The organism is Salmonella sp. FC25216, assembly GCF_057751355.1.
In genome coordinates this window covers 313,663-326,953 of sequence record NZ_JBDGON010000005.1, presented here as the reverse complement: position 1 = coordinate 326,953, position 13,291 = coordinate 313,663, and the positions used below count along the sequence as shown (strand labels likewise).

Below are 13,291 nucleotides of genomic sequence, written 5' to 3'. Positions count from 1 at the left end.
TCTGAAGAATATATTCTTTCGCTGTTTCGTACTCCCTGGTTGATACACATCTTCTTCCTGCCAATATTCGGTAAAATGTGCCGCTGCGTTTACAGGTTGCGGTATTTATAAATAAGAAAGACAACAGACACTTACAGTTTAATTATTGAGCATTATAACATCCCCTGCTGTCCAATATTTACACCGATACTAAAACACAAAAATGTAATAGAATGTAAACAAAATAAGAGCATACAATAAATAACTTATTAAAAAATCAATATAAATGGAGTGGTCAATAAAAAACGATCGTTTTCAACGAGTTATGTTTTTCAGATTTTCATCTATCCTGAATAGGCTTGCGAAAAATGTAATTTACACCATTGACTATTTCACTTAAAAGGTTTCTGTAATGGAATGGAAGGTCGTTGATACAGTTATAAGCCCCTCTACCGGAGTGTCATTCTCATGCATACATAGCCTAAAAAATCTTAGATTGACCTTATGGTATCAGGCAGATGTTTACATGCCTCCGGGTAGCATTATCATACCCTTTAATAAGGGGGTCTTAATAAACGATAAACTTTATCCCGTTACTGTTTACAACGTTACCAGGTTTAATCCTGTACTATGGAAATCGCTTAAAGAAAATAGCCACTGTCCTGGTACCTGCAATCCAAAACCAGAAACCTGCAATTATCCTTTCGAGTGTCTGGTGTCCGTTTGTCCATTTGGTTTAACCAGAAATATTCAAATAGATAATAAGAAAGTTTAGGAAATAAAGTATGCATAAGCTATGCTACTGATTAAGTGTATTCGCGCACGTTTGCAGTATTTTGCAGTTAAATATGTTTGATATAAAAATTGTCCAGTTCGGATATTTTTTGATTTGTTTAATCTAACCTTCACTTTGGCAACGATGAGCCGGTACACAGGATATTACTGATGGCCGGCAGACAAAGAAACGCATTGCTTTTAACACTGTATAAATTCCATCCGTGACATTCTTATTTAGTAATATTTCACCAGAGCAATTATCTTACCTTTATTCTGCATAAAAATCAGCAAGTAGTGTTTAGAAAAAATAATGTTTCAGACGAAAAGATCTACGCGTCATGCTGATCGCCAAAAACATAACGGACTGACATCATGTCAGCCCGTTGGTTTACCCCTCCCCTGATGTTTACGGTACGCTTAGCGTCATATTGTCATGACCGACAATGACAGGACCCGGGTAATTTTTCATGGCTTCCTGTTGCCAGACGTCATCCGCAACCGTCGCAGGCACCAGATGACTTAACACCAGTTTTTTCACGTGGGCCTCGCGAGCAATCTTACCTACGTCTTCAATCGTGGTGTGATGCGACGCAATCGCTTCAGCAAGCGTTTTTCCGTTGCCAATACTATTAGCCAGTTTTGCTACCGAAGGGACATGTACCGCCTCATGTACCAGGATATCCGCCCCCTGAGCGAATGTTGCAAGCGGCGGAAACCAGGACGTATCGCCAGAGAAGACGATTCGCTTACCCTGTGTATCAAAACGGTAAGCGAACGCTTCACCGTCCGGGAAAGGGGAATGAGGCACTTTCAGCGCGCTTATTGTGACCAGTTCATCTTTATAGATGACGCCCTGGCCAATATCTGTCGCCTTAACCAGGTTGCGCGGATCGGGTTTCCCCTCTTCTTCCATGCGTAGCGTGATATCCCTGTCAAAAACCTTCCAGCTAGCCTTTGTCATCGCCTGGGTTCCCGGCGGGCCATAAACCTGTATGGTATGGTCTTTCAGGCCACTTGCCCAGGCATTCATCAGCAAGGAAGGATAATCCAGTATGTGGTCGCTGTGCAGATGGGTGAGCAAAATAGTATTGATGCTGCGCAGTGGAATGCCATTTTTCACCAGTTGCAGACTGGCACCGTAGCCGGCATCTATCAGCCATATTTTATCGCCGATAGTGAGCGCCGTAGCTTGCGGTAGTCTGGCCGTATTGAGCAAAGAAGGTCCGCCTTTGGTGCCCAGTAAAACAATTTTGATCTCTTGAGGCGCAGGAGCCCCGACAGCAATGGCAAGGTGACTTTGCGCCAGCATACAAACCGCCAGCATAGCGACGCTATTTTTCATCATGTTTTTACTCTTCTTAGTTAAGGAAAGAGGGAACTTCACGTTGGCGAAACTGCGAGGGAGAACAGCCGGCAAGGCGATTAAAAAAACGGGCGAAATAAGCCGGATCTTTAAAACCTAATTGCCAGGCGATCTCGTTGACAGCATTGTCGGAAAAAAGTAGCAGTCGTTTCGCCTCGCGTAATTGCCGATCAAAAATCAGGCGCTTAGGAGGGCGATTAGCAAAGCGGCGGCAAATATCGGTCAGGCGAGATTCGGTAATATGCAGCTCGCAGGCATAATCGGGCACCGTCCAGTGCTGGTGGAAGTGGTTATCAATTAACAAGGTAAAGCGCTGAAAGAGTTTCAATTCACCGCGCATCCCGGTTGCGGCGTGATCGTCCAGCTTCGCATTGCGTAACAGCAGAGTAAATACCGCCTGCGCCAGTAGCACCAGTGTATGTTCGCAGCCAGCCAGTTGTTCCGTGGACTCCCGCTCAATTAGCTGCCAGTAATGTTTGAGCGCCGCCAGTTCGTTGGGTTTATCCGCCAGAGACAGACAGATTCCCGGCAGGCCGAAGGCCTCTCTGGTACCGGGATAAAGCACTTCCAGCAGCGGCCAAACCAGCTCTTCGCGTACCGTCAGAACATGACCATCGCTATCCGATTCGGTAATAAAAGCATGCGGCACCGAGGGCGGCGTTAGCACAAATAGCGGCGCCTGCACCGAATAGCGATGATCGTCGAGCTGTAGCTCAATCTGGCCGGTATCAAGAAAGTGCATTTGAAAAAACTGGTCGTGGCGATGCGCCTGCATATCACGACCAAAGAAATCCGCCATACGAGCAAACGACTGATAATGCACATCGTTACTGCCCATGCTTTCGTCATACTCTTTGCTGATATCAATATTGGCGATCGCACGTTGGCACATAGTTTCTCCTCAAGGGGTGGCGCGCGGACGCGATGCTTTCATGGGAATGAGCCAGATAATGGCAGCGCCGACGACTAACAGAGAAGCGACAAACCAGAGTCCGCTATTGAAGCTACCGGTGATATCTTTTAGCCAGCCAATCATAAATGGGCTGAGTGCGGAGCCAATATTGCCGGTGGCATTGATGACCGCAATGCCTATCGCCCTGGCGCGTAAACTGATCGACTGATCCGGCGTGGTCCAGAAGATCGCCATCGCGCTAAAGGAACCCGTGGATGCCATCACGATCCCCAGGAGCTGGATCAGGTTATGGTCGGTCGCCGACGCCAGCAGCCAGCCCGCGGCGGCAAACAGGAACGGCAGCGCAGTGTGATGTTTACGCTCTTGATGTTTGTCCGAATGGCGGCTCCAGTAAATCATACCCAGAATAGTACAAATCTGCGGGATCGCCGCCAGCAGGCCGATGGTGATATTGCTGCTGCCTTCATTAAAACTTTTCAGGATTTGCGGCGTCCAGATACTAATGGCGCTAAGCGTATTGGTAAGGCAAAAATAGGCCAGCGTATACATCAGTACAATTGGCGTGAATACTTCGCGCCACAGACTACGCTGTTGCATGGCGTTATGGCTGATGGACCCTTCCGGCTGAACCAGCGTCAGGCGGTCATTATCCATCATCTCCTGCAAACATTTTTTATCCTCTTTCGTCAGCCATTTGGCTTTTGCCGGGGTATCATCCAGGTAAAACCAGACCATAATGCCTAACAAAACTGACGGAAATCCTTCCAACAGGAATAACCACTGCCATCCATGCAGATTGAATATACCGTCCAGCGATAAAATATAGCCGGAGACAATCGACCCCAACGCGGTAGTGGCCGGCATGGCAATCATAAATAACGCGTTGGCGCGGGCGCGGAAAAACGCCGGGAACCAGTAGGTTAAATAGAGCAATATTCCTGGCAAAAAGCCCGCTTCGGTAATGCCCACCAGCATTCGCAGCACATACAGGCTTTTCGGTCCCACCGCGAACATCGTGGCGGTAGATGCAATGCCCCATAGCACCATAATGGTCGCAATCCAGCGGCGCGCGCCGACGATGCTCAACATCACGTTGCTGGGAATGCCGAAAATGACGTAGGTGGCGTAAAACAACGTTGTGGCAAGGCCAAACATGGTGGCGCTTAACCCCAGATCCTGCCCCATCGTCAACCCGGCAAAACCGATGTTAATACGGTCTAAAAACGAGAAGATAAACAACACGAATAAAAATACGATCAGTCGGCGGAACAGTTTATTTATGACGGTTTGTTGACCCGTGCTGAGCGTTTTGTGCGAACTGACAGACTCAGGGCTTTCCGGAAGTGCAGATGATGTGTCGCTCATTTTTTTTCCTCTGATGGGAATTTTTGTAGGGTACTACGGGTTACTCGGTGGCGCTGCGCCATCCGGCCTGGCTTAATAGACGCCGGACGAACCGGACATGTTGTTTTTTTCTGTGCCAAAGCGCGCCGCCAGCGCCTGTGCGCCGCGCGCCAGCAGCGTGGTGTCAACGCCGACGGCGACAAATAGCGCCCCCAGCTCCAGATAACGTTTCGCCAGTTGTTCATTGGCCATCAGAATCCCCGGCGCTTTCCCCGCCGCGCGTATCTGCACGATGGCGTTCTCAATCGCCGCCTGCACTTCCGGGTGCTGCGGGTTTCCGGCAAAGCCCATATCGGCGCTAAGATCCGCCGGGCCAATAAACACGCCGTCAATACCATCCACATCGAGAATTGACGCCAGATTGCTCATCGCCTCACGCGTTTCAATCTGCACCAGTACGCACATGGCGTCGTTGGCCTGGTGGAGATAGTCCGGAATGCGATTCCAGCGCGATGCCCGCGCCAGCGCGCTACCCACGCCGCGAATACCGGCAGGCGGATAACGCGTAGCCGCCACGGCCTTTCGTGCTTCATCGGCATTCTGCACCATCGGTACCAGCAGAGTTTGCGCGCCGACGTCAAGCAGTTGCTTAATCTGTACCGGATCGTTCCACGACGGACGCACCACCGGCTGGCTGAGATAGGGCGCAATCGCCTGCAACTGGGTCAACACCGTCTGCACGTTGTTTGGCGCGTGTTCACCGTCAATCAGTAGCCAGTCGAAGCCGGCGCCCGCTAACAGTTCGGCGCTATAACTGTTGGCAAGCCCCAGCCACAAACCGATTTGCGGGCGTCCCGCTTTTAACGCGTCTTTGAAAGCATTTTTCATCGTTTTTTCCTTACACAAACCGGCAACTGATCGCACCCATGTTGCCGTAGTCGACATGGAAGGTGTCGCCCTTGCGCGCCGGCACCGGGCGGGTGAACGAGCCGCCGAGGATGATTTGCCCGGCTTCAAGCTGGACATCGTAGGGAGCAAGCTTGTTCGCCAGCCACGCCACGCCGTTGGCCGGATGATTCAGCACGCCTGCGGCGACGCCGGTCTCTTCGATCACGCCGTTGCGATAGAGCAGCGCGGAGATCCAGCGCAGATCCAGCTCGTCTGGCTTGATGGGACGACCACCGAGGATCACCCCGGCGTTAGCGGCGTTGTCGGAAATAGTGTCGAACACTTTGCGTGGGCGCTGGGTTTCCGGGTCGATGTTGTGGCTACGAGCGTCAATCAATTCCAGCGCCGGAATCACATAATCCGTGGCGTTGTAGACGTCAAACAGCGTGCAGTGGGGGCCGCGCAGCGGTTTCGCCAGCACGAACGCTAGCTCCACTTCAATACGCGGGACGATAAAACGGTCGGTGGGGATATCGCCGCCGTCATGGAAGAACATATCGTCAAGCAGCGCGCCGTAATCCGGTTCGCTGATTTGCGAGCTTGCCTGCATCGCTTTCGAGGTCAGGCCGATTTTGTGGCCTTTGAGCGTGCGCCCTTCAGCAATCTTGATATTGACCCATTCACGCTGTACGGCATAGGCATCTTCAATAGTAATGTTGGGATAATCCAGCGACACTGCGCGAATCTGTTCACGCTGTTTTTCAGCCTGATTAAGTCGCTGGGCGATCAGGGTATGGGTCTGTTTATCGAGCATAGTGTTTCCTGTGACATTGCATTACCGGATAGCGTTCGTCTATCCGGCCTACGGTTTTCGGCCGGGCAATTTGCACGCTATTTAAATAACGCGTGTACGTTGTTTTGTTTGTAATTGAGCGTCGGATGTAACTCGGCAATCTCAAATGACAGCGCCAGATAGCGGCTCTCCATCAGAGCGGCGAAGTGGGCTTTAATCAGCCCAAACAACATTTTGCCTACCTCCTGACGGCTTTCCAGGCTGCGCCCGGCACCGATTTTCAGCGTCATATGCACGAAGGCGTAATCATGCTTACCGTCAGCCATCTGCCAGGTGTCCAGCCAGTGGGCGCGGCTACGGATGCCGCCCATCGGGAAAATACCAGTGGCGGCCAGCGCCTCGTTCACTTTGCTGAACAGGCCGGGTAAATCAGCCTGCTCACGAATATTTTCAGTACATTCAGCAATAAAGTGCGGCATAAACACTCCTTACGCAGGCAGCGGGAAAACGGCGTTCACCTGGCCGGTACCGGAGCTGGCGAACAGATCGGTGATGAACTCCACCTTGCCGTCGTATTTGTCCCAGCCCAGCATTCCCAGCAGCATTACTGTGTCGTGCATGTTGCCTTCGCCGTAGCAGTAGTCGGCGTACTCCGGCAACATGGTACAAAATTCCTTAAATTTGCCCTCGCGCCACAGCTTGACCACGCGCTCGTCCATCTGATGATCGAACTCGCGGGTATAGCTGTTCATCCCCTCTTCTGCCCGTTGGTCGTCAATAAAACGGTGCGACAGAGAACCACTGGCGAATACCGCTACGGTACCGTCATATTTCTCAATCGCCTTGAGAATTGCTTCGCCCAGTCTGCGACTGTCGGCAAAGTCATGAACAGTACAGAACGCCGAGATAGAGACCACTTTGAAGTGCTTGTCGCTGTTCATGTAGCGCATCGGTACCAGCGTGCCATACTCCAGCTTCAGGCTCGGGATGTTGTGCGCTTTGGCGCGCACGCCCAGTTTGACCGCTTCGTCGGCGATAAGGTGGCCCAGCTCCGGGTTGCCGTCATAGTCGTAAGTCATATCGCGAATAAAATGCGGCAGTTCGTTGCTGGTATAGACCCCCCGGAAATGGTCGGCACAGTTAATGTGGTAGGCGCTATTCACCAGCCAGTGGGTGTCGAATACGATAATGGTGTCGACGCCCATTTCGCGGCAACGCTTGCCAATCTCAATATGCCCATCAATGGCTGCCTGACGACAACCGTGATTTTTTCCCGGCAGTTCAGAAAGATACATTGACGGCACGTGGGTGATTTTTGCTGCTAACGCTAACTTGCCCATATCAGACTCCCCATTTTGGGATAGGATGGTCGCCCATTGAGATGCAGACGTTTTTCATTTCCGCAAACACTTCGAAGCTATATTCGCCGCCTTCGCGCCCGGTGCCGGAGGCTTTCACGCCGCCGAACGGCTGGCGCAGGTCGCGGACGTTCTGGGTGTTGACGAAGACCATGCCAGCTTCAATTCCACGCGCCAGGCGCAGCACTTTGCTAACGTCCTGGGTCCAGATATAAGAGGCCAGACCGTATTCTACGTCATTTGCCAGACGTAGCCCTTCCGCTTCGTCTTTGAATGGCAGCAGGCAGGCGACTGGCCCAAAGATCTCTTCCTGCGCTACGCGCATACGGTTGTCGACATCGGCCAGCACGGTTGGGCGCAGGAAGTTGCCGTCTTTCAGATGCGCAGGCAGGTCAGTGGGTTTTTCCGCGCCGCCCGCCAGCAGCGTTGCGCCCTCTTCAATGCCGAGGCGGATATAACCGGAGACTTTCTCCCAGTGCTGTTGGCTAATCAGCGCACCGACCTGGGTGTTCGGGTCGGTCGGATCGCCGACACGCAGGCGATTCGCGCGTTCGGCAAAGCGCTTCACGAACTCAGGGTAAATGCTCTGCTGGATAAAGATGCGCGACCCGGCGGTGCAGCGTTCGCCGTTGATCGAGAAAATAGTGAACAGCGCAGCGTCCAGCGCGCGCTCAATGTCGGCATCTTCAAAAATCAGCACCGGTGATTTGCCGCCCAGCTCCATCGAGTATTTTTTCAGGCCGGCATTTTTCATGATATTGCGCCCGGTGGCGGTACCGCCGGTAAACGACACCGCGCGCACATCATGGTGACGTACCAGCGCATCGCCCGCCGTCGCGCCGTAGCCCTGCACCACGTTGAGCACGCCTGCCGGAATTCCTGCCTCCAGCACCAGCTCGCCCAACCTGTCGGCAGTCAACGGCGACAGCTCGGACATTTTGAGCACAGCCGTGTTGCCCAGCGCCAGGCACGGCGCGACTTTCCAGGTAGCGGTCATAAACGGCACGTTCCACGGCGACACCAGTGCGCAGACGCCGACGGGCTGCACCAGCGTATAATTGAGCATTTTATCGTCAACCGGATAGGTCTTGCCGTTCATCTGCTGACACACTTCAGCAAAGAATTCGAAGTTATGCGAGGCGCGCGGGATCAGCACGTTTTTGGTCTGATGAATAGGCAGGCCGGTATCGGCGGTTTCCATCGCCGCGATTTCCGGTACATTCTGGTCAATCAGGTCGCCAAGGCGGCGCATCAGGCGCGCGCGCTCTTTCATCGGCAGATTAGCCCACTTCGGGAACGCCTCTTTTGCCGCCGCGACAGCCTGGTTCACTTCTGCTTCACCGCCGGAGGCCACTTCCGCCAGCACCTCGCCGGTCGCCGGGTTGGTAGTCTGGAAGTAGTCGTTGCCTGCAACGTTTTTGCCGTTAATCCAATGATTTATTTTCTTCATTTTGCACTCTCCTCACTGACGATTCGGTTAACCAGGCGCCCCACGCCTTCTACTTCAACGACAACTTCATCCCCCGGCACCACATCAGACAGTCCTTTCGGCGTGCCGGTGGCAATCATGTCGCCCGGTTGCAACGTCATAAATTCGCTCAGATAAGAAATCAGGAACGGGATGCTGAAGATCAGATCGGCGGTCGTCCCTTGCTGGCGCAGCTCGCCGTTGACAAAGGTGCGTAGCGTCAGGTTGTGCGGATCAGAAACCGCTTCTTTATCGACAATCCACGGGCCTATCGGCGTCAGGCCGTCGCGGCTTTTTACCCGTAGATTCGGACGGTAGTAGTTTTCCAGATAGTCGCGGATCGCGTAGTCGTTACAGACGGTGTAACCGGCCACATACTCCATTGCTTCGGCTTCGCTCACCTTACGCGCCGTTTTGCCAATCACCACGACCAGCTCGGCTTCGTAGTGCATGTATTCGACGTTATCCGGGCGCACCGATGTTTGGTTATGTTCGGTAAAGGTGTTTGGCGCTTTGATAAATACCAGCGGCTCTTTCGGCGGGGTAAATGCCAGCTCGCTGGCGTGGTCGGCGTAGTTCAGCCCCAGCGCAAATAACGTTCCCGTCGCTGACAGCGGCCACGTAAAAGTCTGATGGCGGGCGAATTCATCTTCTGCCACTACCGGATTTTCCAGAGCAGGTAAACCTTTCGCCAGAATACGCACCCGATCGCCGGGACGCAGCGCAACGCGATTCTGCGGCGTACCAAGTAAGATCGCATCACCAGGGTTAAGCGTAGCGAACTCACTTAACGCGCTAAGCAGTTGTGCGGCGTTACGCTGCAAATCGGCAGTATTCCAGTGGTCAGCTTCTCGTCCGTTGATTTCAGTGATAATGGTGAGATTATCCACATCACTCAGCGGCGCCATTTCACCCAGCGGGCAAAAGCCATCGCGACATTTCGCTTTAATCGCCGGGCGATAAAAGCTCTCTTCCGGCAGGCTAACTTCGTTAGCCAGCGCATACCCGGCGATATAGTCCGCTGCCGCTTCAGGGCGTACCCGGCGGGCGGTTTTTCCCACGATAAGCGCCACTGTCGCGCCGCTCAGTACCTTTTCTCCCTGCGGATAAGGAATGGGATCACCGTGGCGAATCACTGTATTACGCGGCTTGATAAACCACACTGCGGTTTTAGGCGGCGCATTATAGGGAGGCTGAGAGAAAGCCTCTCGCCAGGCATCAAGCTGACTGCGATGGTTTAACGCAACGGCGAAAACTGTACCCTTCATACATAAACTCCTCAGGCCGACTTAACGGGCTGTGATTTCATTAATATATTAATGATTAGATTTATGCTTTCGCTGTACATTTAGCAAGCTGAAGTAAAGTATTTGTGATGTGATTAACAATATTTTCACAAAATTATTTTTAAAAACATAAATATCAAATAGTTAAATAAAACACCTTGTTTCTGATAGACTCTAATCACAAAACGGATGTCATAGTTAACATCGGTATATACGATTATTCAGGTATTAATAATTCTGCAAAAGAGAACCACTTATGCATGATTCATTAACCATCGCATTGCTTCAGGCGCGCGAAGCGGCAATGACCTATTTCCGCCCCATCGTTAAAAGCCACAATCTGACCGACCAGCAATGGCGCATTGTTCGAATACTGGCCGATAGCCCATCAATGGATTTTCACGATCTGGCCTTTCGTACCTGCATTTTGCGTCCAAGTCTGACCGGAATCTTGACGCGCATGGAGCGAGACGGACTGGTGTTACGACTCAAGCCGGTTAACGATCAGCGTAAGTTATATGTCATGTTGACGGAGCAGGGACAAACGTTGTACGCCCGTGCCCGGACGCAGGTAGAAGAGGCTTATCGAAAAATTGAGGCCGATTTCACGCCCGAAAAAACACAGCAATTGATGCTACTGCTGGAGGATCTTATTGCCCTGGGACGCCAGCTTCCTGATAGCGAAGAGGAAGCATAGCATTCTTACCTTCCCACGCCGCCGACGCGGGAATGCCCTCCCGCTTATAACATTGACGGCGATCGCATTTTACTCTTCTTCTTCGACGTTCATCTGAAAAGTACCCGCCGTTGTCCTGAAAGTCTCTTCACAGTTTACGCTTCTACCTATTCAATTAAACAACAAATAAGAAACATATTATTAACAAAAACATTCCGATTAACGAGGAAGAGGCCGCAATGAAACCTGAAGATTTTCGTACTGATAACAAGCGTCCGTTAACTGGCGAAGAGTATTTAAAAAGCCTGCAGGACGGGCGGGAAATTTATATTTACGGCGAACGTGTTAAAGATGTTACGACACACCCGGCATTCCGCAATGCCGCAGCCTCTGTTGCACAACTGTATGACGCATTACATAAACCGTCGATGCAAGATACCCTGTGCTGGAATACCGATACCGGCAGCGGCGGTTATACGCATAAATTTTTCCGCGTGGCGAAAAGCGCAGACGATCTGCGCCAACAGCGTGATGCTATCGCTGAATGGTCACGTCTGAGTTACGGCTGGATGGGACGCACACCGGATTATAAAGCCGCCTTTGGCTGCGCTCTGGGCGCTAACCCAGCCTTCTACGGCCAGTTTGAGCAGAACGCCCGCAACTGGTACACCCGTATTCAGGAGACCGGCCTGTACTTTAACCATGCTATCGTCAATCCGCCGATCGACCGCCATAAACCTGCCGACGAAGTGAAAGACGTTTATATCAAGCTGGAGAAAGAAACGGACGCGGGGATTATTGTCAGCGGAGCGAAAGTCGTCGCCACTAACTCCGCCCTGACTCACTACAACATGATTGGTTTCGGCTCAGCCCAGGTGATGGGTGAAAACCCGGATTTTGCCCTGATGTTTGTCGCGCCCATGGATGCCGAAGGCGTAAAACTTATTTCGCGCGCCTCGTATGAAATGGTCGCGGGTGCGACGGGCTCGCCGTTTGATTATCCTCTCTCCAGCCGTTTTGATGAAAACGATGCCATTCTGGTGATGGACAAAGTGCTGATCCCGTGGGAAAACGTGTTAATTTACCGTGACTTCGATCGTTGTCGTCGCTGGACGATGGAAGGCGGCTTTGCCCGTATGTATCCACTGCAAGCCTGTGTTCGTCTGGCGGTTAAACTTGATTTCATTACCGCTCTGCTGAAAAAATCGCTCGAATGTACGGGCACCGTAGAGTTCCGGGGCGTGCAGGCCGATCTCGGCGAAGTAGTGGCCTGGCGCAATATGTTCTGGGCATTGAGCGATTCTATGTGTTCTGAAGCAACCCCGTGGGTAAACGGCGCCTGGCTACCGGACCACGCCGCGCTGCAAACCTATCGTGTGATGGCCCCAATGGCCTATGCGAAAATTAAAAATATTATTGAACGTAACGTTACCAGCGGTCTGATTTACCTGCCTTCCAGCGCCCGCGATCTGAATAATCCGCAAATCGACCAGTACCTGGCGAAATATGTACGCGGCTCTAACGGGATGGATCATGTTGAACGCATCAAAATCCTTAAATTGATGTGGGATGCCATCGGCAGCGAGTTTGGCGGCCGTCACGAGCTCTATGAGATTAACTACTCGGGCAGCCAGGATGAAATTCGTCTGCAGTGTCTGCGTCAGGCCCAGAGCTCCGGCAATATGGATAAGATGATGGCGATGGTCGATCGCTGCCTCTCCGAATATGATCAGAACGGCTGGACGGTTTCGCATTTGCACAATAACGACGACATCAATCAACTGGATAAGCTGCTGAAATAACGCGGCAGGAGGTTCTCATGCAAGTAGATGAACAACGTCTGCGTTTTCGCGATGCGATGGCGAGTCTGGCGGCAGCGGTCAACATTGTAACCACTGCGGGTCACGCCGGACGCTGCGGCATCACCGCAACAGCGGTCTGCTCCGTCACCGATACGCCGCCCTCCGTGATGGTATGTATTAATGCCAATAGCGCCATGAACCCCGTTTTTCAGGGCAACGGCAGGCTGTGCATTAATGTACTTAACCATGAGCAGGAGCTGATGGCGCGCCACTTTGCCGGTATGACGGGGATGGCGATGGAGGAGCGTTTTCACCAGCCATGTTGGCAAAACGGGCCGCTGGGCCAGCCGGTACTTAACGGCGCGCTGGCCGGTCTTGAAGGCGAGATCAGCGATGTACAAACCATTGGCACGCATCTGGTGTATCTGGTAGCAATCAAAAATATTATCCTTAGCCAGGATGGGCATGGCCTGATTTATTTCAAACGCCGTTTTCATCCGGTAAGACTTGAGATGGAAGTGCCTGTTTAATCGCCACTCATGCCCACAAGCGGCATAACCACCGCTTGTGGGAAGATAGCCGATACGCTGAAGATTTTTATTCCCGCCGCGATGTCTGCCCGTCATAAATCGCGGCGTTTAACA

The 13,291-nt window shown here is 52.1% G+C and carries 13 protein-coding genes; 4 read left to right on the top strand and 9 right to left on the bottom strand.

The features are described 5' to 3' along the window. Positions 1-391 precede the first annotated feature (391 nt). Positions 392-754 carry an anti-adapter protein IraM gene (locus AC3G3F_RS12815; protein WP_023248717.1) on the top strand — a complete coding sequence of 121 codons (363 nt, stop codon included), beginning with the start codon at positions 392-394 and terminating at the stop codon, positions 752-754. Positions 755-1,162: 408 nt separating this feature from the next. On the opposite strand, the gene AC3G3F_RS12810 is transcribed toward AC3G3F_RS12815, so the two are convergent. The 9 genes from AC3G3F_RS12810 to hpaG form a co-directional block, all read right to left on the bottom strand. Continuing rightward, positions 1,163-2,101, bottom strand: coding sequence for an MBL fold metallo-hydrolase (locus AC3G3F_RS12810; protein WP_023248718.1), 939 nt, complete (start codon positions 2,099-2,101; stop codon positions 1,163-1,165). A 13-nt stretch (positions 2,102-2,114) separates the two neighbouring features. After that, on the bottom strand, positions 2,115-3,011 hold the full coding sequence (gene hpaA, locus AC3G3F_RS12805; protein WP_000336602.1) for a 4-hydroxyphenylacetate catabolism regulatory protein HpaA: 897 nt from the start codon (positions 3,009-3,011) through the stop codon (positions 2,115-2,117). A 9-nt stretch (positions 3,012-3,020) separates the two neighbouring features. After that, positions 3,021-4,397: a 4-hydroxyphenylacetate permease gene (hpaX, locus tag AC3G3F_RS12800; protein WP_053530158.1), complete on the bottom strand. Its 1,377-nt coding sequence runs from the start codon at positions 4,395-4,397 to the stop codon at positions 3,021-3,023. Positions 4,398-4,469: 72 nt separating this feature from the next. Next, complete coding sequence (gene hpaI / locus AC3G3F_RS12795; protein WP_023248720.1) at positions 4,470-5,264, bottom strand: 4-hydroxy-2-oxoheptanedioate aldolase; 795 nt, start codon at positions 5,262-5,264, stop codon at positions 4,470-4,472. Positions 5,265-5,274: 10 nt separating this feature from the next. Then, positions 5,275-6,078, bottom strand: a complete 804-nt coding sequence (gene hpaH / locus AC3G3F_RS12790) for a 2-oxo-hept-4-ene-1,7-dioate hydratase (RefSeq protein WP_000884795.1) — start codon at positions 6,076-6,078, stop codon at positions 5,275-5,277. A gap of 77 nt (positions 6,079-6,155) precedes the next feature. Beyond that, entirely contained in the window at positions 6,156-6,536 is a 381-nt protein-coding gene (locus tag AC3G3F_RS12785; RefSeq protein ID WP_023248721.1) for a 5-carboxymethyl-2-hydroxymuconate Delta-isomerase, read from the bottom strand. 9 nt (positions 6,537-6,545) lie between these two features. Then, entirely contained in the window at positions 6,546-7,397 is an 852-nt protein-coding gene (gene hpaD / locus AC3G3F_RS12780; RefSeq protein WP_023248722.1) for a 3,4-dihydroxyphenylacetate 2,3-dioxygenase, read from the bottom strand. A gap of 1 nt (position 7,398) precedes the next feature. Further along, positions 7,399-8,865 (bottom strand): 5-carboxymethyl-2-hydroxymuconate semialdehyde dehydrogenase, encoded by a 1,467-nt coding sequence (hpaE, locus tag AC3G3F_RS12775; protein WP_053510707.1) that lies wholly within the window; start codon positions 8,863-8,865, stop codon positions 7,399-7,401. After that, positions 8,862-10,151 carry a 4-hydroxyphenylacetate degradation bifunctional isomerase/decarboxylase gene (gene hpaG, locus AC3G3F_RS12770; protein WP_023248724.1) on the bottom strand — a complete coding sequence of 430 codons (1,290 nt, stop codon included), beginning with the start codon at positions 10,149-10,151 and terminating at the stop codon, positions 8,862-8,864. Before hpaG ends, hpaE begins: the two co-directional genes overlap by 4 nt. 274 nt (positions 10,152-10,425) lie before the next feature. On the opposite strand from hpaG, the gene hpaR reads away from it, so the two are divergent. From hpaR to AC3G3F_RS12755, 3 genes are all read left to right on the top strand, one after another. After that, entirely contained in the window at positions 10,426-10,866 is a 441-nt protein-coding gene (gene hpaR, locus AC3G3F_RS12765; RefSeq protein ID WP_023248725.1) for a homoprotocatechuate degradation operon regulator HpaR, read from the top strand. A gap of 218 nt (positions 10,867-11,084) precedes the next feature. After that, positions 11,085-12,647, top strand: a complete 1,563-nt coding sequence (gene hpaB / locus AC3G3F_RS12760) for a 4-hydroxyphenylacetate 3-monooxygenase, oxygenase component (RefSeq protein ID WP_000801496.1) — start codon at positions 11,085-11,087, stop codon at positions 12,645-12,647. Positions 12,648-12,664: 17 nt separating this feature from the next. Further along, positions 12,665-13,177: a 4-hydroxyphenylacetate 3-monooxygenase reductase subunit gene (locus AC3G3F_RS12755; protein ID WP_023248726.1), complete on the top strand. Its 513-nt coding sequence runs from the start codon at positions 12,665-12,667 to the stop codon at positions 13,175-13,177. The last annotated feature ends 114 nt before the right edge of the window (positions 13,178-13,291 follow it).

Excerpts from the sequence above, each read along its gene's own strand:
- AC3G3F_RS12755 (WP_023248726.1), top strand. The coding sequence starts at position 12,665 with ATGCAAGTAGATGAACAACGTCTGCGTTTTCGCGATGCGATGGCGAGT.
- AC3G3F_RS12815 (WP_023248717.1), top strand. The coding sequence starts at position 392 with ATGGAATGGAAGGTCGTTGATACAGTTATAAGCCCCTCTACCGGAGTG.
- hpaI (WP_023248720.1), bottom strand. The coding sequence starts at position 5,264 with ATGAAAAATGCTTTCAAAGACGCGTTAAAAGCGGGACGCCCGCAAATC.
- hpaD (WP_023248722.1), bottom strand. The coding sequence starts at position 7,397 with ATGGGCAAGTTAGCGTTAGCAGCAAAAATCACCCACGTGCCGTCAATG.
- hpaE (WP_053510707.1), bottom strand. The coding sequence starts at position 8,865 with ATGAAGAAAATAAATCATTGGATTAACGGCAAAAACGTTGCAGGCAAC.
- AC3G3F_RS12810 (WP_023248718.1), bottom strand. The coding sequence starts at position 2,101 with ATGATGAAAAATAGCGTCGCTATGCTGGCGGTTTGTATGCTGGCGCAA.
- hpaA (WP_000336602.1), bottom strand. The coding sequence starts at position 3,011 with ATGTGCCAACGTGCGATCGCCAATATTGATATCAGCAAAGAGTATGAC.
- hpaH (WP_000884795.1), bottom strand. The coding sequence starts at position 6,078 with ATGCTCGATAAACAGACCCATACCCTGATCGCCCAGCGACTTAATCAG.
- hpaG (WP_023248724.1), bottom strand. The coding sequence starts at position 10,151 with ATGAAGGGTACAGTTTTCGCCGTTGCGTTAAACCATCGCAGTCAGCTT.
- hpaX (WP_053530158.1), bottom strand. The coding sequence starts at position 4,397 with ATGAGCGACACATCATCTGCACTTCCGGAAAGCCCTGAGTCTGTCAGT.
- hpaR (WP_023248725.1), top strand. The coding sequence starts at position 10,426 with ATGCATGATTCATTAACCATCGCATTGCTTCAGGCGCGCGAAGCGGCA.
- hpaB (WP_000801496.1), top strand. The coding sequence starts at position 11,085 with ATGAAACCTGAAGATTTTCGTACTGATAACAAGCGTCCGTTAACTGGC.
- AC3G3F_RS12785 (WP_023248721.1), bottom strand. The coding sequence starts at position 6,536 with ATGCCGCACTTTATTGCTGAATGTACTGAAAATATTCGTGAGCAGGCT.